The organism is Burkholderia cepacia (assembly GCF_001039005.1).
Lineage (GTDB): Bacteria > Pseudomonadota > Gammaproteobacteria > Burkholderiales > Burkholderiaceae > Burkholderia > Burkholderia theae.
Genome location: NZ_LDWR01000026.1, coordinates 1 through 20188, shown reverse-complemented (window position 1 = coordinate 20188; position 20188 = coordinate 1). Strand labels below are relative to the sequence as shown.

Annotated in this window: 16 protein-coding genes; 7 read left to right on the top strand and 9 right to left on the bottom strand. The window is 67.0% G+C overall.

All coding sequences use genetic code 11. The annotated features are described in order from the left end of the window. Window positions 1-9 precede the first annotated feature (9 nt). From VL15_RS15825 to VL15_RS15810, 4 genes are all read left to right on the top strand, one after another. Window positions 10-795 (top strand): enoyl-CoA hydratase/isomerase family protein, encoded by a 786-nt coding sequence (locus VL15_RS15825; protein WP_048246610.1) that lies wholly within the window; start codon window positions 10-12, stop codon window positions 793-795. 39 nt (window positions 796-834) lie between these two features. Further along, window positions 835-2832, top strand: a complete 1998-nt coding sequence (locus tag VL15_RS15820; protein ID WP_048246607.1) for an acetyl/propionyl/methylcrotonyl-CoA carboxylase subunit alpha — start codon at window positions 835-837, stop codon at window positions 2830-2832. Between the two features lie 322 nt (window positions 2833-3154). Beyond that, on the top strand, window positions 3155-3358 hold the full coding sequence (locus VL15_RS15815; protein ID WP_048246605.1) for a hypothetical protein: 204 nt from the start codon (window positions 3155-3157) through the stop codon (window positions 3356-3358). 42 nt (window positions 3359-3400) lie between these two features. Further along, a complete protein-coding gene (locus VL15_RS15810) occupies window positions 3401-5515 on the top strand; it encodes a phosphocholine-specific phospholipase C (RefSeq protein ID WP_048246603.1) in 2115 nt (704 codons plus the stop codon). 76 nt (window positions 5516-5591) lie between these two features. Here VL15_RS15810 and VL15_RS15805 read toward each other — a convergent pair whose 3' ends face one another. Both VL15_RS15805 and VL15_RS15800 read right to left on the bottom strand, forming a co-directional pair. Continuing rightward, window positions 5592-6914: a galactosyl transferase GMA12/MNN10 domain protein gene (locus tag VL15_RS15805; RefSeq protein WP_048246601.1), complete on the bottom strand. Its 1323-nt coding sequence runs from the start codon at window positions 6912-6914 to the stop codon at window positions 5592-5594. Then, complete coding sequence (locus tag VL15_RS15800) at window positions 6911-7603, bottom strand: class I SAM-dependent methyltransferase (protein WP_053077660.1); 693 nt, start codon at window positions 7601-7603, stop codon at window positions 6911-6913. The genes VL15_RS15805 and VL15_RS15800 overlap by 4 nt, the downstream gene beginning before the upstream one ends. 297 nt (window positions 7604-7900) lie before the next feature. Here VL15_RS15800 and VL15_RS15795 point away from each other — a divergent pair, with 297 nt between their 5' ends. From VL15_RS15795 to VL15_RS15785, 3 genes are all read left to right on the top strand, one after another. Beyond that, entirely contained in the window at window positions 7901-9043 is a 1143-nt protein-coding gene (locus VL15_RS15795; RefSeq protein WP_048246596.1) for a DUF2827 domain-containing protein, read from the top strand. A 784-nt stretch (window positions 9044-9827) separates the two neighbouring features. Next, entirely contained in the window at window positions 9828-10631 is an 804-nt protein-coding gene (locus tag VL15_RS15790; RefSeq protein WP_048246594.1) for an EAL domain-containing protein, read from the top strand. A gap of 88 nt (window positions 10632-10719) precedes the next feature. Further along, entirely contained in the window at window positions 10720-11136 is a 417-nt protein-coding gene (locus tag VL15_RS15785; protein ID WP_048246593.1) for a hypothetical protein, read from the top strand. Between the two features lie 81 nt (window positions 11137-11217). Here the strand turns inward: VL15_RS15785 and VL15_RS15780 are convergent, their stop codons facing one another. The 7 genes from VL15_RS15780 to VL15_RS15750 all read right to left on the bottom strand — a co-directional run. Beyond that, window positions 11218-13191, bottom strand: coding sequence for an FkbM family methyltransferase (locus VL15_RS15780; protein ID WP_048246591.1), 1974 nt, complete (start codon window positions 13189-13191; stop codon window positions 11218-11220). Window positions 13192-13214: 23 nt separating this feature from the next. Continuing rightward, complete coding sequence (locus VL15_RS15775; RefSeq protein WP_048246590.1) at window positions 13215-14351, bottom strand: DUF2827 family protein; 1137 nt, start codon at window positions 14349-14351, stop codon at window positions 13215-13217. A 31-nt stretch (window positions 14352-14382) separates the two neighbouring features. Next, window positions 14383-14850 (bottom strand): DUF4019 domain-containing protein, encoded by a 468-nt coding sequence (locus tag VL15_RS15770; protein WP_048246588.1) that lies wholly within the window; start codon window positions 14848-14850, stop codon window positions 14383-14385. Window positions 14851-14875: 25 nt separating this feature from the next. After that, window positions 14876-16030 (bottom strand): DUF2827 domain-containing protein, encoded by a 1155-nt coding sequence (locus tag VL15_RS15765; RefSeq protein ID WP_048246587.1) that lies wholly within the window; start codon window positions 16028-16030, stop codon window positions 14876-14878. Window positions 16031-16044: 14 nt separating this feature from the next. Further along, window positions 16045-17190: a DUF2827 domain-containing protein gene (locus tag VL15_RS15760; RefSeq protein WP_048246585.1), complete on the bottom strand. Its 1146-nt coding sequence runs from the start codon at window positions 17188-17190 to the stop codon at window positions 16045-16047. A 394-nt stretch (window positions 17191-17584) separates the two neighbouring features. Further along, window positions 17585-18247: an OmpA family protein gene (locus VL15_RS15755; RefSeq protein WP_048246583.1), complete on the bottom strand. Its 663-nt coding sequence runs from the start codon at window positions 18245-18247 to the stop codon at window positions 17585-17587. A 124-nt stretch (window positions 18248-18371) separates the two neighbouring features. Beyond that, window positions 18372-20188: YadA family autotransporter adhesin (locus VL15_RS15750; protein ID WP_196319596.1), on the bottom strand; the 1817-nt coding region annotated here is incomplete at its 5' end.

Here is a 20188-nt window from a genome sequence, read left to right as displayed (position 1 = left end):
GAGCGGACGATGCGATACGAAACCATCAAGGTAGTCGAAGCGAATCGCGTGGCGACCGTCACGCTCGCGCGTCCCGACGTGCGCAACGCGTTCAACGAGACGACGATCGCCGAGCTGACCACCGCGTTCGAATGGCTCGATGCGCACGCCGGCGTGCGCGCGATCGTGCTCGCGGCGGAAGGCACTGCGTTCTGCGCGGGCGCGGACCTGAACTGGATGAAGAAGATGGCCGGTTACTCGGACGACGAGAACCGTGCCGACGCGCGCAAGCTCGCGCGGATGCTCGAGGCGATCCATCGCTGCGGCAAGCCGGTGATCGCGCGCGTGCATGGCGACGCGTATGCGGGTGGCGTGGGCCTCGTCGCGGCGGCCGATATCGCGATCGCCGCCGACGGCGTGAAGTTCTGTCTGTCGGAAGCGCGGCTCGGGCTGATTCCCGCGACGATCGCGCCGTACGTCGTGCGGGCGATGGGCGAACGCGCGGCGCGCCGCTACTTCACGACGGCCGAGGTGTTCGACAGCGCGCGCGCGGCGTCGCTCGGCTTCATTCACGACGCGGTGCCGGCCGACGCGCTCGACGAAACGGTCGCGAAGCTGGCCGCGGCGCTCGTCGCGAACGGCCCCGACGCGGTGCGTGCATGCAAGCAGCTCGTCACCGACGTGGCCGGCCGCGCGCTCGACGCGACGTTGATCGAGCAGACCGCCGAGTGGATCGCGCGGACCCGCGCCGGCGCGGAAGCGCGCGAAGGGATCGCGTCCTTCCTCGAAAAGCGCACGCCGTCGTGGCGTGAATGACGCCCTCGTGACCCACACTTTCCGGACGACACCGAAGCCATGTTCGACAAGATTCTGATCGCCAACCGCGGCGAAATCGCGTGCCGCGTCGCCGCGACGTGCAAACGTCTCGGGATCGCGAGCGTCGCCGTGTATTCCGACGCGGACGCGAACGCGAAACACGTGGCCGCGTGCGACGAAGCCGTGCACATCGGCGGCTCGGCCGCCGCGGACAGCTACTTGCGCATCGAGCGCATCATCGAAGCCGCGCGCGCGACCGGCGCGCAGGCGATCCACCCCGGCTACGGCTTTCTGTCGGAGAACGAGGATTTCGCGCATGCGTGCGAAACGGCCGGCATCGCGTTTATCGGGCCGCCGGTCGACGCGATCGCGGCGATGGGGTCGAAGGCCGCCGCGAAGGCGCTGATGCACGCGGCGGCCGTGCCGCTCGTGCCGGGTTATCACGGCGACGACCAGGATGCGGCCCACCTGCATCGCGAAGCGGATGAGATCGGTTACCCGGTGCTGCTGAAGGCCAGCGCGGGCGGCGGCGGCAAGGGGATGCGCGTGGTCGAGCGCTCCGACGATTTCCCCGCGGCGCTCGCGTCGTGCCAGCGCGAAGCGGCGAGCAGCTTCGGCAACGACCGTGTGCTGATCGAGAAATACCTGACGCGTCCGCGCCACGTCGAGGTGCAGGTGTTCGGCGACACGCACGGCAATACCGTGTACCTGTTCGACCGCGACTGCTCGGTGCAGCGCCGTCACCAGAAGGTGCTCGAGGAAGCGCCGGCGCCGGGCCTGCCCGACGACCTGCGCCGCGCGATGGGCGAGGCGGCCGTCGCGGCCGCGCGCGCGGTCGCTTATGTCGGCGCGGGCACCGTCGAATTCATCATGACGGGCGACGCGTTCTATTTCATGGAAATGAACACGCGCCTGCAGGTCGAGCATCCGGTCACCGAGATGGTCACGGGGCTCGACCTCGTCGAATGGCAACTGCGCGTCGCGTCCGGCGAGCCGCTGCCGCTGAAGCAGGACCAGCTGCGTGTGCAGGGCCACGCGCTCGAGGCGCGCCTTTACGCGGAGAACCCCGGGCGCGGCTTCCTGCCGTCCACCGGCACGCTGAAGCACCTGCGGCTGCCGGCCGGCGTCGAGTTCGACATCGGCGCATCGGTGCGCGTCGACAGCGGCGTGCGCGAAGGCGATGCGATCACGCCGTTCTACGATCCGATGATCGCGAAGCTGATCGTCCACGGCACCGACCGAGCGGAAGCGCTGGGCCTGATGCTGCGTGCGCTGCGCGCATGCGAGGTGGTCGGCCTGCATACGAACACCGCGTTCCTGCAGCGGATCGTCGCGTGCGAACCGTTCGCGACGGCCGACCTCGACACGGGCCTGATCGAGCGCAACCACGACGCGTTGTTCGCGCCGCAACAGCCGCCGCGCGCGATGCTCGCGCTGGCCTGCGCGGCGCTCCTCGCACGCGAGCGCGGGGCGGTCGCGCATCGTGCATCGCCGTGGGGCGCGCTGCCGGACTGGCGGCTGAACGGCGGCTATCGCCGCACACTCGAATGGCATGCGGCCGATCGCGAAGCGGACCTGACGGTTGTGTATGAAGACGACGGCGCCGGCGCACGCATCGCGGCCGGCGACGAAGCCGCGCAGCCGTTCGTGTGGGCGCGTGGCGCCACGCTGCTCGATTTCGACGTGACGATCGGCGGCGTGCGCAGCAGCGGCCGCGTGGTTGCGGACGGCGACACGTTCCATGTGTTCACGCAGGGCGCGGCCGAGACGTTCGAATGGCGCAACCTGATCGCGCATGCGGGCGACGTCGAGCAGGGCGGCGGGCGGCTCACCGCGCCGATGCCCGGCAAGGTGATCGCGGTGCTGGTCGAGCCCGGCCAGCAAGTCGAGGCCGGCACGCCGCTGATCGTGATGGAAGCGATGAAGATGGAGCACACGATCGGCGCGCCGAGCGCGGGCGTCGTTGCCGAAGTGCTGTACGGCGTCGGCGACCAGGTCGCGGATGGCGCGCAGTTGCTGATGATGGCGGAAGGCTGAGTAGGGCTTTCTCGTTGTGCGCGGGCCGGCGGCTGCGGTTGCCGGCCCGCGCGAACCGCTTCGCGATTCACCGCATGCGCGTTGTCGCTATCGCACCGCATCGATCGTCACGGCACGCGTGAGCAGTGCGAATCTTTCGATTGCATTACGCGCCACACACGATGTATCCCGTCACACCCTCACGTGTCTCCGTTCGCGAGCACGTCGACCTCTGCCTGCACGCGACACCGTCGTGTAACACGTGGTAATTAGCATCGCGGCGACGATATGACCGGCGCGGGTCCGCGCTCGTGTCACGTCATCACATCCACGGAGATACGTTATGCGAAAGTCGGCCCTCCGGCCCTTCGCGGTCGTTGGCTCGCTCACGCTGATCGCACTCCTCAGCGCCTGCGGTGATGACCTGACCACCGACCCCGCGCCCGTCGCACAGCAGAAGGCCGCGTGCGGCGGCGCCGCAGTCGCCACCGCGCAGATGCACTGCCCGCCGGGTTTCACCGCGCCTGCATCCTCGCCCGCTTCCTGATACCGGCCGTTCCCACCAGAAATCCAATCAAGAGCAACCAGCATGGCCACCCATTCGCGACGCGATTTTCTGAAGTTCTCCGCCGGCCTCGCCGGCGCGACCGCCGCCACCGCACTGCTTCCCGAATCGATCCGCAAGGCGCTTGCGATCGAGCCGAATACCGTGACGGGCACGATCCAGGATGTGCAGCACATCGTCGTGTTCATGCAGGAGAACCGCTCGTTCGACCACTACCTCGGTCACCTGAGCGGCGTGCGCGGCTACAACGACCGTTTCCCGGTCACGCTGCCGAACGGCAAGCCGGTGTGGTTCCAGCCGCGACAGGAAGACAAGACGAGCGTGATCGCGCCGTTCCGCTACGACACGACCATCCCGGGCGTCAACGCGCAGTGCATCGGCGGCCTGCCGCATACGTGGGCGACGACGCACGGTGCGATCGACAACGGCCGCGCGGACCAATGGGCGGTGCAGAAGTCGAACATGACGATGGGCTACCACGTCCGCGACGACATCCCATTCCATTACGCGCTCGCGGATGCGTTCACCGTGTGTGACAACTACTTCTGCTCGATTCCGGGCAACACGCACCCGAACCGGATGTACCTGATGACGGGCATGGTCGATCCGCTCGGCACGGGCGGCGGCCCGCTGCTCGACAACACCGACTACATCGACAACCAGTTCGACAAGATCCAGTTGCCGCCCTTCAGCTGGACGACTTATCCGGAGCGCCTCGAGAAAGCGGGCATCTCGTGGCAGATCTACCAGCAGGGCACCGGGTTCGACAACTTCACCGGCAACTACGGCACGAACATGCTCGCGTGCTTCAACAACTTCGTGAATGCGCCGGCCGGTTCGTCGCTGCAGACGCGCGGGATGAGCACGCGCTCGATCACGCAGCTGAAAGCCGATGTGCAGGCGAACGCGCTGCCGCAGGTCTCGTGGCTGCTGCCGCCCGCCGCGTATTCGGAACATCCGAAGTTCACGCCGCTCTACGGCGCGTATTACCTGTCGAACATTCTCGATGCGCTGACATCGAATCCGGACGTGTGGAGCAAGACCGTCCTGCTGATCATGTACGACGAGAACGACGGCTTCTTCGATCACGTCGTGCCGCCGTCGGCACCGACGCTGCCGGGCTCCGGCATGAGCACCGTGGACGTGTCGCTCGAGCGGCACAACGTCGTGACCTCGACGCAGACGGGCACGTACACGGCCGACAACCTGCCGTACGGCCTCGGCCCGCGCGTACCGATGTTCGTCGTCTCGCCGTGGTCGAAGGGCGGCTTTGTCTGCTCGCAGGTCTTCGATCACACGTCGGTGCTGCAATTCATCGAGAAGCGCTTCGGCGTGGTGGAAACGAACATCTCGCCGTGGCGCCGCGCGATCTGCGGCGACCTGACGTCGGCGCTCGACTTCTCGAAATCGGATGCCACGTTGCCGACCTTGCCGAGCACGCAGGCGTATGTCGCGCAGGCGGATCTGCAATGCTCGCGCGCGTCGTCGCAGACCGCGCCGGCCAGCACCGCGCAGCAGGTCGTGACGGCGCAGGAACCCGGCACGCGGCCGGCGCGTGCGCTGCCGTACGAATTGCACGTCACCGGCCAGCTCGGCGCGCAAGGTTACGCGGTGACGTTTGCGAACACCGGCACGCAAGGCGCGCACTTTTGGGTCTATACGGGCGACCCCACCGCGATGCCGCGCCGCTACACGGTCGAAGCCGGCAAGCAACTGACCGATACGTGGGCGCTCGACGCGAACGGCAACTATCTGGTGAGCGTGTGGGGCCCGAACGGCTATTTCCGGCGCTTTGCGGGGTCCGCCGCCGCGGATGCCGGCGCGAAGCCTGAAATCACGCCGTGCTACGACGCCGCCAACGGCGACGTCTACGTGACGCTCGCCAATGCGGGCGCCAGCGCGCTGACGGTCACGGCGACCGATGTCGCGTACGGCGGGCCGGCGCGCACGCTGACGATTCCGCCGGGGCAGCGCATCGAAGCGCACTGGGATCTGTCGTGCAGCAGCCACTGGTACGACCTGCAGTTCGCGGTCGCGGGGAATGCGGGCTGGACGCGCCGCATCGCGGGGCACGTCGAAACCGGCAAGGCCAGCCTGACCGACCCGGCCGCCGTCGCGCCGACCACCACGCCGATCTGACGGCAAGCGACGCGCGCCGGCTGGTATGCCTCCAGCCGGCGCCGTCGCTCGCGGTTTTTATTCCGGATCGGCTGCTTCAGCGCAGCAGCCCGTCGTCGTGCGCCATCATCAGCGCGCGCATGTCGGACCACATTCCGTAGTAATGCACGATGTAGCTGTCCGCGCGGCGGAACAGCCAGGGCGTGTTGAAGCTGACGAGATCGGCCACGCCTTCCCCGTCCAGCTGCCCGTCGCGCTCCATCGCGCGAATGAAGTGCAGCTGGTCGCCATCGCTCGCATAGACGCTCGACCTGTCCTGCAGCGCGGTGATCGTCGCCATCATGTCGCGCAGCATCGCATCGTTGCGTTCGGTGCGCCGAAACGCCATCACGCCCGAGTTGAACGCCCACTGGCCGATGTCGTGCGCGAGCAGCCAGTCGCGCCCTTCGAGCAGCGGTTCCAGCGCTTTCTGCTGATCCGCGATCAGCACGTCGGCGTCGAGCCACACCACCCAGTCATGGTGCTGCAGATAACCGTGCAGCAGCCACGGCTTGAACCAGTTGCCGGTCGCGTTCAGCCCGATCTCGCCGGGAATGTCGCGATGCACGTAGAGCGTGTAGCCGTGTGTGTCGCAGTAGCGCCGGAAATTCTGTTCCGCGATGCGCGCGTAGTTGCCGATGTTCGGCGTGTATAGCGTCATCACGGCAATCGAGCGGCCGGGATTGTAGGTGTTGCGCTCGGCGGAGTCGGCCGGCTCGCTGCCGGCGTCGTGATCGAACGAGAACATCGGCTGGCCGGCGGCGCGGCATCGGTTGATATACGCGACCAGCGCGTCCCGAAAGCGCGGCGTCGCGCCTTTGCGTTCGGGATCGTGCGGCGTGTCGTCGATGCTGATCGCGAACGTCGGTACGCGGCTCCACATCGGATCGAGGTTGGGGCCGGTCGGCATCACCGGGCACAGCCCGTCGATCAGCGTCATGTAGTGATGCGTGTCCAGATCCGCGAACAGCGCGGCTTCCGACGTGAGCCGCGGCTCGCTGCCGAGCTTGCACCGCTGCACGAGCTGCATCACGATCGCCCGCACGGCCGCCGTGTTGCGCCAGACCTGCACGTCGACTTGCGGCAGCGGGTGGGCGAAGGCGTCGACGAGCAGCATGTCGCGCCCGGTCATCAGGCGATCCAGCGCGACGGGTTCGACGATCGCCGCGTCTTCGCTGAGCAGCAGCACGAGTTCGTCGGGCTGTGCGCCGCGCAGCACGTGGAGCAGTGATTCGTAGCGATACAGCGGCCGCAGCGGCAGCGCCTGCGGCATCGCGGCTGCGTCGACGATCTCGTGACGATAGCCGTGCGCCTGCGCGTAGCGGCGGTGATTCTCGAGGCTCGCGGGTGCGTCGTGACTGAAATGGCTGAGGACGATCATCGTGCGCCCGCAAGGTCGGGAAGCGGGCGCCGCAGGCGCTCGCGAACGCTCTCCATGCTCCAGAGCCCGAGACAGCGATCGGACATGGGCACCGTGCCGAGATCGCCGCCGTAGATGATGCATTCGTTGCTGCCTTCGACGATCAGCGTCAGCGGCGGATCGAGATCGAACGGCGCCATTTCGAGGTTGATCGGCGTCCACTGGCCGGTCGCGATGCTCGCGTTGCGCGGATAGCTGCGGTAGATGAAGGTCGTGGTCAGCAGGTAGCGCGCGTTGGTGGCCGCGAAGCGCTCGAATGCGCGAAACACGTCGGCATGGGAAAAGTGGAACAGGCAGTCGCGGCACAGGATCAGGTCGGCGTCCGGCAGCGGATCCTTCAGCAGGTCGAGGTGCACGAAACGACGGTTCGGCGCGGTCCAGGTCGCCTGGTTGGCCGTGACGAGGTTCTGTACGATATCCGCACCGATGTAGTCGATGCCGTCGAGGTCGACATGGCGCATCCAGTTGAAATCGCCGCACGGCGCATCGAGCATCGAACGTACCCCGAACCGGCGCAGCAACCCGGGCAGCTCGCGAATGATCTGCGCGGTGTTCTTCAGCTCCGAACCCCACCCGGACACGCTCTCCTGAGAGTGCCACCCCTTTTCGTCATGGATTTTCTGGAAGACTTGCGCGGCGTCGTGTTCCATTTTGTCAGCCTTTTTCAATCGTGTTGCGGCGAGGTCGTGGGTTGTCCGTTCGAATGCCAAAAACAAGCCGCAACCTGGCGGCGCGGCGGGCGGCCCGAGTATCGTATAACGGCCTTGCGCATTTGTGCGGCCAGCCCGCGCCGCGCGCCGGGCACTAACCATCCATGACAGTGTGCGGGCCGGCGCTTCGCTAGAATGCCGGGTTGGCGCCGGCGTGCGCCGCCGCTTGACGCGGGCGGCGCCTCGCGCGCTACACTGCGTCCATTCCACCTCTTCCAACCTTCCAGCCCGCCGACGATGACGTCTCCTGCCCTGAACGGCCTGCGCATCGGTATCACGATCGGATTGCGTGCCCCCGACGAAAGCCTGTGGATCAACGGCATCAAGCAGAACGCGCTGTTTCTCGCGAAGCTGCTGATGGCGTCGCCGCACGGTTACCGCGTGACGCTGGTCAACACCACCGACGTGCCGCTTACCGATGCGCTGCCGTGGGATCGCGGCGTGTACGACACGCGCGCGTTCGCCGACATGAAGGATGCGCTCGACGTGGTGATCGAGCTCGGCGGGCAGATCGACGGCGAGCAGACGGCCTACCTGAAAGCGCGCGGCGCGAAGATCGTCAGCTACTGCTGCGGCGTCGAGTACATCAACGCGATGGAGTCGATGCTGTTCGGCCGCCGGATGTGGGACGCGCTCTTCATCAACCGCGGCTACGACGAGGTGTGGGCGATTCCGCAGATCGCGCCGTCGTCGCTGCCGTTCCTGCAGTCGCTGCGCCGCTGCCCGGGGCGCGTCGTGCCGTTCGTGTGGGATCCGATGTTCCTGAGCGCGCGTGCGCAGTCGCTGCCCGAGCACGGCGAATACCGGCCGCGCAGCGAGCCCGGCAAGCGGTTGACGGTGATGGAGCCGAACCACAACGTCGTGAAGTTCTGCGTGTATCCGATGCTGATCATCGACGAAGCGTATCGGCGCGACCCCGATGCGATCTGCTTCACGCACGTGACGAACGCCGATCGCCTCGCGCACGACAGCCCCGAGTTCGTGATGCTGATGAACTACCTTGACATCGTGCGTGCGGGCAAGGCGAGCTTCGTCGGGCGCTTCGACACGCCGCTGTTCCTGGCCGACCTGACCGATATCGTCGTGTCGCATCAATGGTCGAACCCGCTCAACTATTTCTATTTCGACGTGTGCTGGCAGGGCTATCCGCTCGTGCACAACGCGAGCCTCGCGCCCGATCTGGGCTACTACTACCCGGACAACGACGTGCAGCAGGGCGCCGATGCGCTGCTGCGCGCGCTGCATACGCACGACGACGACTGGGAAGCGTACACGCGACGCCAGCGCGAGATCCTCGGCCGTTATACGTCGGCGAATCCCGCGCTCGTCGCCGAGTACGACGCGCTGCTCGCGAACCTGGTCGGCGCGACGGCCGCATAACGCCCGTTTTTCCGCGGCGCACATTCGTTGCGCCGCCGGCCGCCCTCGGGGTTGTCCCACCCTAATGTCTGACGAAATAATGCCGTTAAAAAAAGAAACCGCCGAACCGGGTCGGTTCGACGGTTTTCGAAGGCACGAAATTGACGGCTCCGAGGGAAGTCCGTCGGAAATAAGTTTATAGGTTAACAAGTCCGGAAGATTGTTAAAGATGTTTCAATCGTTAATCATCATATAATTAAGCGCGCTATTATTGATTCAACGCGGTTTGATTCTGCTTTGAGAATTCATAATATCGTTTGAAACGAGAAAATTGAATGCTGCGACGATCGAATGATGCGCGGCGGCGGGATTCCGGTGAATGGCAGCCGTGCAGAAGGCCAGTGCAGCAAGCCCGGACATGAGTAGAGGGCGATGCTTCACGAACCGTTATTCGTCATATTAATTGGCGAATTTCCGATTTTCGAGACCAGTAAATCGCGGAAAAATCGATTCGGACAAAACTGTTTAGGCGAAAAAGAGAAACGGTTTCGATTCGGGGTTCTGCAATTGATGTTGTGTAACCTGTCGCACTGTCGGCATCGGGTGCGCATGGTGTATTCCCAGATACTGAATATTGTCGAAAATATCGAATTTGACGGCGCGCCGAAGCGAACAGTACGCCCCCGGAAAAGATCGACATAACAGGATGGGCCGGGTAGGCGGCGGAGCACGTCAGGATCGGCTTGCTCCGCATGTTTCTTGAGGTCGAGCCGTGGTCTGGGCTCGCCATTTGCCGGAGCGCCGGATGAATGCGGTCGAAGCTCGCCTGGAGGCGAATCGGGAAGCGAATCGTGACGAAATCGATCTCGTGTTCGGCGCACCCGACGATCACCCCGACCTCGCGTCGGTACGCAGTTTCGTGGAAAGCCGGCTCGGGTTCGCGCACGAGCCGGTGTGCCGGGCCGATCTGTCGGGTGGCGTGCTGTACCGGGAATGCCTGGCGCGATTGCGATGGGGCGAGCGCGATGTGCTGCCGCCGCTCGCCTTCCTGCCGCGTCTCGAGTCGCTCGGGTTGATGCGCTGGTTCGACCGGCTCGTGGTGGGCAGGACGATCGACGCGCTGCGCGCCGATCCGGACGCCGTCTACGGTTGCAACGTCGCGGCGGCGAGCGCGGTCGTCGACGACGCGTGGCTGGCTATTTTCAGGCGGCTCGAGCGCGAACCGTCAGTTGCGGCGCGGCTGGTGATCGAGATCACGGAGACGGGGCCGCTGAATCCCGTCGCGGGCCGGTCGTTCGTGAACCGCTTCCGGCAGGCCGGATGCCGCGTCGCGATCGACGATTTCGGCGTCGGCTTCAGTGCATTGAACAATCTGGTGGTCGGCAATCCCGACATCGTGAAGCTCGACAGGTCGATCCTGTCGATGGTCAAGCGCAACTCGATCGGGCGTTACCAGTTCCGCCGGCTGATCGCGTTCGCGCAAGAAGGTGCGCGGCACGTCGTCGTCGAAGGCGTGGAGACCGAGATCGACCGGCAGATCGTCGTGGATGCCGGCGTCGCATGGGCGCAGGGCATCCGCTTTTCATGGCGGTCGCCGGCCGCCGCGTGACGGCGCGCGAACAGGCGTGACGGCGCGCGTGAGATGTGCAGGGCGGGGCCGGCGCGGGGCCGGGACGAATGACAAAAGGGGCGTGGGCATGGCGGAGACGAAGGCCGGAGTCGGAACGGGCATGCAGGCGGCAGATGCGCGCGACCTGGTCGCGCTCGCCGAGCTGGCCGACATGCTGTGGCAACTGGGCGCCGAATCGACCGACGTGCCGATCGATGTCGCGCCCTATCTCGACGGCCTGAAAGCCGTCGCGCGTCGCATTCGGCGGATGAAGCCGCTCGACGCCGGCGGCCGCGAGCTGGCGGCGCGGCACTATTACGCCGGCGTCATCGCGGGCGCGTGCGGCGACGATTCGGCGATCGCGCGCGGCGTATCCGACAACCTCGTCAAGCAATCCGCCGGCGCCAGCCGGCCGGTGGCCCGTTGCTTCGCGGTGCTCGCGCACATGGGGCGGCGGCATGGCCGCGTGTTCGCCGCGCAAAGCGGCGATCGGGTGCTGGTGTAGCGCGCCAATGCGCGTGCCGGCCGGCGTGCGGCCGGCTTCGACATCGTCCGCGCGCAGCAGCCCGGACGCGCGGCAAATCGATCAATCCTTCCCGAAACCGCCGAGCACCAGCGCCATCGCGCGGTCGATCGCGTCGTCCCATTTGCCGACGTGCGCGGCGCGCACGATCCGGATGCCCGGATAGAGCGCGGTGCGCGAGCCGGTTTCCCAGCGTGCGTCGGCCTTCGGGCTCAGCAGCAGCACGGCCGGCACGCCGAGCGCGCCGGCGAGGTGGATGTGCGCGGTGCAGGTGGTCACCACGGCGTCCATCGCGAGCGTCAGTGCCGCGAGATCGCTGAAATCGCCGATTGCTTGATGCGGGAACGTCACCGGCAGGTCCGATTGCTCGGATTGCACGGACAGGTCGCGGTTGATGCAGTACGCGGCGTGGCCCTGCATCCGGGTCAGCGGCGCGAAGTCACGCAGGCTGGCCGCGCGATGGAAGCGCGCGTCGCTGTCGTCGCGGCCCCGCCAGTTGAGCCCGATGCGGCGCGTGTCGGCCGAGTGGCCGTCGCGCGATACGCGCTCGCGCCACGCAGCCGCGTGCGCGGGCGGGCACGACAGGTACGCGGCCGGCACGCCTTCCGGCGCCGGTGCGTAGCCGAACCGCGCTGCGAGCATCAGGAACGAGCACCAGTAGTCGTGCGCGATCTGCGGCGCCTCGACCCACGCGCCGTGCGTGCCGACGAACTCGATGCGCGGGAACGTATGGCGCAGCAGGCCCGTCAGCGCGTCCGGAACGACGACGGTCACGCTCGCGCAACCGAGCGAGTCGAGCGCATGCAGGTAGCGCGCGTACTGGAGCTGATCGCCGACACCGCCGTAGCTGAGCACGAGCAGCCGCTTGCCTTGCAGCGGCTGGCCCTGATAGAGCCGTTCCGTCGGCAGTACGAACTGCGCGGCCGTCAGTACGTTTTCGCTGGCGACGGTGGCGCGTGCGGCCTCGTCGCGCCGGCCGGCGCGCAGCAGCAGCCCCGCGCGCGCCAGTTCGATCCGGCCGCGCGTCGCGTCGGGCAGTGCGGCCGGATCGCCGAAGCGCTCGAGTGCCGCGAGCCCGGCCTCGGGCGCGCCGGCGAAGCCGTAGCACGACGCGAGCTGCAGCGCGATCGCATCGTCGTCGAGCCCGCGGCCGCGCGCGCGTTGCCAGCGGTCGATCGCGCGCCCCCACTCGCAGCGCGATTCGTGGTCGAGCGCTCGGTTCCAGTTCGTTTCGGGCGTGTCGGTATCGGCGTCGGCGGCAGCCGGGCTGTCCGCGCCGCTCTCGGCCGCCGCGGTGACGGCGAGCGGTTCGCCCGTGATGATCAGGCGTTGCCGGTCCCAGCGCGGGTTCGGCACGCAGAGCATGTTCAGCCCGTCGATCCGGTAGAACGTGTAGTCGAGACCGGCGAACGTCGCGATGATCGGCGCTTCGCCGACCTTCCAGTATTCGATCCAGCACCACGGCAGATGCGTTTCGATCAGCTGGCGCGCGCCGCGCAGCGCGTCGATCTCCATCCCTTCGACGTCGAGCTTCAGGAAGTCGAGCCGCGGCAGGCCGAGCGAATCGAGCCTGACGACCGGCGTCGGCGTGCCGCCCGCCGCGTGTGCGTCGACGAGCGAGACCTGACCGAAGTCGGCGTCCTGTCCGTAGTCGACGTCGGGCACTTTCATCGTGCCGTTGGCGCTCGCGAGCCCCATGTTCAGCAGATGGAGGTTGTCGAGCTGGTTGAGCGCGACGGTGCCGCCGAGCGCGTGGAACAGCGTGCGCTGCGGCTCGAACGCATAGACGCGGCCGCCGCGCTCGCGCAGCCGATGCGCGAGCGGTACGCACACGAGCCCCGCATTGGCGCCGCCGTCCACCGCGATCGCGCCGTCGGGCAACTGGTCGATCACCGACATCATCACGTCGAGCTCGCCCTGGATATGCGGCCGGCCGGTCTTGATCAGCGCCTCCGCCTGGAGAGCGCAGTGACGGTTGATGACGAACGGGCCGTGGATCGAATCGATCACGACGAAGTTGCGGACGGTCTGATTCATGGGCGGGGGGCAGGCGAAAGAGGTCAGCCGAGTGCGCGGCCGGCAAACAGGTGCTGGATCTGCGCGGAATAGGCGCGGACGTTGTGTTCGGCGAGCGTGTCGACCTGGTGCAGGCAGCGGCGGGCGGCTGTCGCGTAGTCGTCGAGCCGCGCGTCGTGCGTCTGCGCGGCGGTCGCGATCGCGCGCGCCGCGTCGAAGATCTCGAAGTCCGGGTAGTAGTAGCCGACGTCGCGCAGGAACGGCGAGTTGTGCACCAGCGGGTAGTTGCCGTACAGCGCGTCGTACAGCAGGTAGTTGAGGCCGTTTTCCCAGTGGTGCGACACGACGATGTCGGTGTGATGCGCGGCCCACGCGACGAACGGCGCACGCACGTCGGCCGTCGCCTTGCCGTCGCGCACCATCTCGAGCCCGAGCGCGAGATGCTTGAAGGCGACGTTTTCTTTCTTGTCGAACGTGTTGGTCATGTACACGTGTTCGACGAGCTCCGGGTGTTCGACGTAGCACGCGTTCGCGGCGAGCATCGGCACGATCGAGCTCTTCACGACGTTCAGGTTCGGTTCGAAGAACGCGATGCGCTTCGCGGGGCCGTGGTTGCGATAGCCGAAGCGCGCCTTCAGTTCGGGGTCGGCCGCGAGGCTGCGTTCGATGAAATACGGCGACCAGATGTGCGGCAGCTCGATCACCGGCGCGCGATAGACGGCCTGGAAATAGGCCGCGCACGTGTGCATGTGCTGCGGGTTGGTCCAGATCTCGTCGAACTGCACGCGGTGCGGGTTCGGCCGCCAGTCGTTCTTCTCGAAGTTGATCGTCTCGACCGCGATCACGTAGTCGTTGCCGAAGCGGTACGACACGCACTTGCCGCCGCGCCGGCGCACGACCTCCGTGTGCGACGGATCGACGAACGCGTTCATCTCGATCAACAGGTCGGTCTGGTGGACGACGGACGACAGCGGCCGCAGCGCGTCGCCGAATGCGTCCATCATCAGCGCCTGCGGATAGTCGGTGATGCCGTCGTCGTGCGCGAGCCAGACCTCGCCGATCAGCGGCGACTGCTTCAGCAGCATGTACAGGTACACGCAGTGCTGGTTCGCGCCGTTGTACCAGATCGACTGCGTCGCGTCGCGCTGCACGTTCATCGTTATCGCGACATTGAGTTTCATATCGGCTCCGGTGAGGCGGGCGGTTCTTCGCTTACTGCACGGCGCCTTGCGACTGGCGCGGCACGTAGCCTGTCAGGTGCCAGCGGCCGTCGTCGTCGAGACGAAAGCTCAGCTTCTCGAACACGGTCGCGCCGCTCGTGAGCGTCGTCGCGTAGTCGACGTTCGCGTAGAGGCCATCCGGCGTCGTCGACGAATTCGTGTAGCGGATGCGCGTGATCTGCGCCCAGCCGCGATGGTCGACCGCGCCGAAGGACTGGCGCGCACGCTGCATGTCGGCCGCGAACTGATCCTGCTTGATGCGCGCCTTCACGAACGCGGCGGCATCGCTCCACACGGCACCATACTGGCCGGCGTCGAGCAGCTTGAACACCGCGTTCGAGTCGCGCAGCAGCGTGTCGGCCGATTCGCCGGCGGATTGTGCGTGCGCGCCGATCGCGATCGACGCGACGGCGCAGCCGATCAGCCATTTCGTGCGGGTAAGGGTCGAGCGTGCGTTCATGTCGGGGTCCGGAAAGGGCGGCGCGTCACGCGTCGCGATAGAGGGCGGCGATCGCGTCCGAGTAAGCGGTGACGTTCGCGGGGTTGTAGATGCTGACCGACGACAGCACGTGTTTCGACTGCTCGCGGTAGGCTTCCAGGTTCGCGTCGTGCTCGGCGAACGCCTGCAGCAGTACACGGCCGCCGGCCTGGCAGTCGAAGTCCGGATAGAAATACCCGGCCTTGCCGAGGAACGGCGAGTTGTGGATCAGCGGATAGTCGCCGTACAGCAGCTCGTAATACAGGTAGTTCTGCGCGTTTTCCCACGTGTGCGACACCACCGCATCGCCGTACGCGGCCATGAACTCGTACACCGCATAACGGCTCTCGAACGTCGTGATCCCGTGGTTCACGATGTCGAGGCTCTTCGCGAAGTGGACGAAGGTCGCGTGCTCCTTGATGTGGATCGTGTTGCACACGCGCACGAACTCCAGGAATCGCGGATCGGCGCGGTACGCCTCTTCCGTGACCAGCATCGGGATCATGCTCGTCTTCACCATGCAGATGTTCGGCTCGAACATCGTCACGCGCCAGCGCGGTTTGCCCGGCTGATAGCCGTACGACAAACCGCCGCCGAGCGTCGCGCGTGCCTTGTCGAACAGCATCGGATGCCAGATGTGCGGGACGATCGTGACGGGCGCGCGCAGGCCGGTCTGGTAATAGTGGAGGCACGAGCGCTCGAACTCGGGAATCGTCCACACTGCGTCGTAGGGCGCGCCCGAGAACAGGAAGCCCGACGGCTTGTTGAACATCGCGCGTTCGATGTCGATCACGTAGTCGTTGCCGACCCGCATCGTGACGACCTTGCCGCCGCGCTCGTGGAATGCGCGCAGGTAGTCTGCGCCGAACTGCGCGCTCATTTCGATCAGTACGTCGCAGCGCTGCAGCGCTTCGTCCATCGTCAGCAGCGGCACGTCCCATTCGCCGAGCATCATCTGCGGATCGGCGACCTGTTCGCCGCCGTTCACCATCACGGCTTCCGCGACGAGCGGCGACTGGCGCAGCAGCAGGATCAGCAGCAGGCAGTTCTGGAAGATGCCGTTTTCCCACAGCGACTGGCCGGCGCCGCGCACGAACAGCGACACGCCGACGACGAGACGTTTGCCGTCGCCGGGCGCTTGACGGGCATTGGAGTCCGACATGCGTATTCTCCGGTTCAGGCGACCAGACGCGAGACGAACGCGTCGAGGTTCGCGGGGTTGTCGATCGAGACCGACTGCAGCAGCCGGCCGGCCTTCGCGCGATAGTCGTCGAGGCGTTCGTCGTGATGCAGCCACGCATCGAGCAGCGCGCGACCGCCCGCGGCGGCGTCGAAGTCCGGGTAGTAATAACCGGCGTCGCCGAGCAGCGTCGAGTTGTGGATCAGCGGATAGCCGCCGTGCAGCACGTCGTAATACAGATAGTTCTGCCCGTTTTCCCAGTGGTGCGACACGACCGCATCCGCGTGGCGCGCCATGAAGCTCGGCAGGTCGATGCGCGGTTCGAAGGTCGCCTTGTGCTGGCGCACGAGATCGAGGCTGTTCGCGAAGTGCACGAAGGTCGGATGCTCCTTCATGTGCATCGAATTGACGACGAACATGTGCTGTACCGCGTCCGGCCGCGCGCGGTAGAGCTCGTCGCACGCGAGCATCGGGTAGTGGCAGGACTTGACGACCGAGATGTTCGGTTCGAGCGTCGCCAGGTGCCACGGACGGCGGCCGGGCCGATAGCCGAACGTCGCGCCTTCGCCGGCGAGCGCGGCGATGCGGCGATCGAGGAAGTACGGCGACCAGATGTGCGGCATCAGGTGCACCGGCGCGCGCAGGATCGTCTGCAGCATCGGCGCCGCGGTCTTGTCGTATTGCGGCAGCAGCCACACTTCATCGAACGGCGCGCCGTTGAAGATGTGCCCGGACGGCTTTTCGAAGATTGGGGTTTCGCACAGGCCGGCGTAGACATGGCCGCAGAAGAACGCGGCGATTTTCTTGCCGAGCGCCTTCATGTGCCTGAGCCATTCGACCGGCAACTGCGCGCCCATTTCGATCACGACGTCGAGTTCGTGCGTGACGTCGGCGGGTTTCACGAGCGGGATGTCGAGGCCGTCGAGTTCGAGGCCGGCCGGCAGCGCGTTGGCGTCGCCGCCGTTCAGGAAATAGACCGGGCCGACGCGATCCGAGCGCTTGAGCATCATCGCGAGGAACGCGATGTTCTGGTGAATGCCGTTTTCCCAGATCGCCTGGCCGTCCCGCGCAAACAGCGAGATGCCGACGGCCGGCCGTTGCTTGCGGGTGCCGCCCGAAGCGGCTTCATTGATGTCCGTCACCGGTTGGTTTCCTCTGCGGCGTCGTGCGTCCGGGCGCGGCGTCGAACGCGTGGACCGGAAGCGGCGCGCCGTGGATTGTCATGGTTGCATTCGCGCCGGTGCGCCGCGGCCGGCGAATCGTGCAACGTGGATCGCGGGGGCGGCAGCCGGATTCCGGCGTGTCGTCGGGCGCGCCTGGCACGGCGCGCGATGCGGGCAGGCTGCCCCGGCGACTGTCTGCGGCGATTGTGGCACGGAAATCGCCGGTTTGTGGCGGGATGTGACGAACTTTGACATAGTCGCCGGCCCAACCGGAGCGGGGCGTCGGCGAGGCGGCGCGCGGGGTGCCCGGCGGGTGTCCGGCGCGCCGCTGGCGGCCGGCGGGAGCGGGCCGCCGTGCGCGGCGGCCGCCTGCTCAGTGCTGCAGCGTGATTTCGACGCGGCGGTTGCTGGCGCGGCCTTCGGCCGTCGCATTGGAGGCAACCGGATCGGCCTTGCCGCGGCCCGTGACCGTCATCGAGTCGGCCTTCAGCCCGTGCGCCTTCAGATAGGCGGCGACGGCTTCGGCGCGGCGCTGCGACAGCGCGAGGTTGTAGTCGTCGCTGCCCACCGAATCCGTGAAGCCGGTGATCGTCACCTGCGAGTACGTGTGGTCCGCGTGCTCGCTCAGCAGCCGGTCGAGCGATTCGCGCGCGGTCGGCGCGAGCGTCGCGTGGTCGGTGGCGAACAGCGCGTCGCCCGACAGGTTCACGTGTTCGACGGTGGCGGACGCCGGCGCGGCGGCCGAGGCCGGTTCCGCCGGCGCGGCGCCGCACTGGAACACCAGCGATGCCGGGTCGGAGCCGTCGCGCAGCGCGCGGGCCGAGTCGACGGTGCGCACCGGCTGGTCGCCGCAGATCTTGCGGGCGGCTTTCATGCAGGTCTGCGGGCCCGACAGAAGGCCGTGGCAGTCCACCTGGAACGTGCGCACGCCATCGCGCGGCTGCAGTTCGGAGGCGCTGAAGGTCGGGCCGGATGCGGTCGAGCACGCGGCGAGGGTCATGGCGGAAAGCGCGAGTGCAAGAGCGAGTTTGTTCACGATTACGTCCTTAAAGCTTGGGTTGACCGAGGTCCGCCGCGGGTGGCGCGGCGGGCTCGTCCTGCCGTCGGGGCCGCCGCGGGCCGTCCGGCTGGCGAGCCGGGCGGCCTGGCGGCGCGACGCGTTACTTCCACTGATACAGCATGCCGGCGCCGATCACCTTCTGACCGCCGCTGAAACCGCCGTTGATCGACGCCTTCAGGTTCTCCGTGATGCGGGCCTGCATGTTGACCGCCATCGCCTTCTGGCCGAGGAAGGTCGACGTACCGACCCCCATGCCGAAGTTGGCGTCGCGATCGAGCTGCGGGATCGAGGCCATTGCACCGACGGCCGCGATACCCTGCTTCGCCATCTGGTCGGTCTGCTGCAGTTGCGAACCCAGCGAGTTGATCTGCGCCTGCTGGCCCGACAGTGCCGTCGACAGCGTCGTCTGCACCTGCGTCAGCTGGTTCACGTTCACCGCGTCGGTGCCTTGCGTACCCGGCGCGACGTTCGTGATCTGGCGCTGCTGCGTGTCGCTGCCGACCGACACCACGTTCGAGCGGCCGCCGTCCGTCGAATTCGCGCCGATCGCCACCGAGTTCGAGCCGGCGGTGACGGTCGGGACGTCGGTGCCCTTGCCGTTCATGTCGGCCGCGACGCCGTTGTTGTTCGCCGTACGCGTCGTGTTGTTGTTGATCGTCGTCGACAGCGAGTTCAGCGTGTTGCTGATGTTCGACACGCCGCTCGACAGCGAGGCCACGTTGCTGTTCGTCGTGCTCAGGCCGGTGGACAGCGAACCGATGCCCGTCGAGGTCGACGTCGACAGCGAGTTGACGTTGCTGTTCGTCGTGCTCAGGCCCGTCGACAGCGAGTTGATCGCGGTCGAGGTCGACGTGGACAGCGAGGCCACGTTGCTGTTCGTCGAGCTCAGGCCGGTCGACAGCGAGCCGATGCCGGTCGACAGCGACGAGACGTTCGATGCGGTGGACGTCGACAGCGCGTTGACCGCGTTGTTCGTCGCGTTGAGCTGGCTGCCGTTGATCGCGTCCGTGCTGGTGGCCGAGATCTGGCCCGCGGCGACGTTCGTGATCTGGCGTTCCTGGCCCGGCGCGCCGACGCTCACCACGCCGACCGGCGAGCTGCCCGCGAAGAAGTACGTGACGCCGCCGATCGTGGCGCTCGACGTCGGGTTCGCGGCGCTCGTCACCGAGTTCGCGCCGAGTGCGATCGAGTTGGCGACGTTGGCTTGCGCGTTCGTGCCGAAGGCGAGCGCGTCGGCGGCCGTGGCCTTGGCAGCCGAGCCGTAGGCCTGTGCGCCGGTGGCGCTGGCCGTGGACTGGTTGCCCAGCGCGATCGTGTTGTCCGCGGTGGCCTGGTTCGAGCTGCCGAGGGCGAGCGCGCTGGCGCCGTTTGCCGTGTTCGCGTTGCCGAGCGCCACTGCGCCGTTGCCGGTCGCCGTGTCGTTCGCGCCCATCGCCACCGCGCCGGTGCCCGTCGCGATGCTCGGGTCGCCGATCGCGACCGCGCCGTCGCCGGTCGCGGTGTTGCCGGAGCCGATCGACACGGCCTTGCCGCCCGTCGCCGATGCGTTCTGGCCGATTGCGACCGCGCCTGCCGACTGCGCGTTCGAACCGTCGCCGACTGCCACGCTGCTTGCGCCCGCCGCGCTGGCGTTCACGCCTGCGGCGAGGGCGTTGGTGCCCGTCGCGCCGGTGTTGTCGTAGTTGGCTTGCTGCGTGCCGTTGTCGTTGACGCTGTAGTAGTGCGTCTTCGCGGCGTTGATCGCGGTCGAGGTCGACGTGGACAGCGACGTCACCGAGCTGTTCGTGCTGCTCAGGCCGGTGGACAGCGAGCCGATGCCGGTCGACGTCGACGTGGACAGCGACAGGATCGTGCTGTCCGTGCTGCTCAGGCCGGTGGACAACGAGCTGATGCCGGTCGAGGTCGAAGTCGACAGCG

What these genes read in the sequence shown, in the direction of transcription:
- VL15_RS15825 (WP_048246610.1), top strand. Translation starts at nt 10, where the DNA reads ATGCGATACGAAACCATCAAGGTAGTCGAAGCGAATCGCGTGGCGACC.
- VL15_RS15815 (WP_048246605.1), top strand. Translation starts at nt 3,155, where the DNA reads ATGCGAAAGTCGGCCCTCCGGCCCTTCGCGGTCGTTGGCTCGCTCACG.
- VL15_RS15770 (WP_048246588.1), bottom strand. Translation starts at nt 14,850, where the DNA reads ATGAACGCACGCTCGACCCTTACCCGCACGAAATGGCTGATCGGCTGC.
- VL15_RS15765 (WP_048246587.1), bottom strand. Translation starts at nt 16,030, where the DNA reads ATGTCGGACTCCAATGCCCGTCAAGCGCCCGGCGACGGCAAACGTCTC.
- VL15_RS15780 (WP_048246591.1), bottom strand. Translation starts at nt 13,191, where the DNA reads ATGAATCAGACCGTCCGCAACTTCGTCGTGATCGATTCGATCCACGGC.
- VL15_RS15800 (WP_053077660.1), bottom strand. Translation starts at nt 7,603, where the DNA reads ATGGAACACGACGCCGCGCAAGTCTTCCAGAAAATCCATGACGAAAAG.
- VL15_RS15805 (WP_048246601.1), bottom strand. Translation starts at nt 6,914, where the DNA reads ATGATCGTCCTCAGCCATTTCAGTCACGACGCACCCGCGAGCCTCGAG.
- VL15_RS15810 (WP_048246603.1), top strand. Translation starts at nt 3,401, where the DNA reads ATGGCCACCCATTCGCGACGCGATTTTCTGAAGTTCTCCGCCGGCCTC.
- VL15_RS15775 (WP_048246590.1), bottom strand. Translation starts at nt 14,351, where the DNA reads ATGAAACTCAATGTCGCGATAACGATGAACGTGCAGCGCGACGCGACG.
- VL15_RS15785 (WP_048246593.1), top strand. Translation starts at nt 10,720, where the DNA reads ATGGCGGAGACGAAGGCCGGAGTCGGAACGGGCATGCAGGCGGCAGAT.
- VL15_RS15790 (WP_048246594.1), top strand. Translation starts at nt 9,828, where the DNA reads ATGAATGCGGTCGAAGCTCGCCTGGAGGCGAATCGGGAAGCGAATCGT.
- VL15_RS15820 (WP_048246607.1), top strand. Translation starts at nt 835, where the DNA reads ATGTTCGACAAGATTCTGATCGCCAACCGCGGCGAAATCGCGTGCCGC.
- VL15_RS15795 (WP_048246596.1), top strand. Translation starts at nt 7,901, where the DNA reads ATGACGTCTCCTGCCCTGAACGGCCTGCGCATCGGTATCACGATCGGA.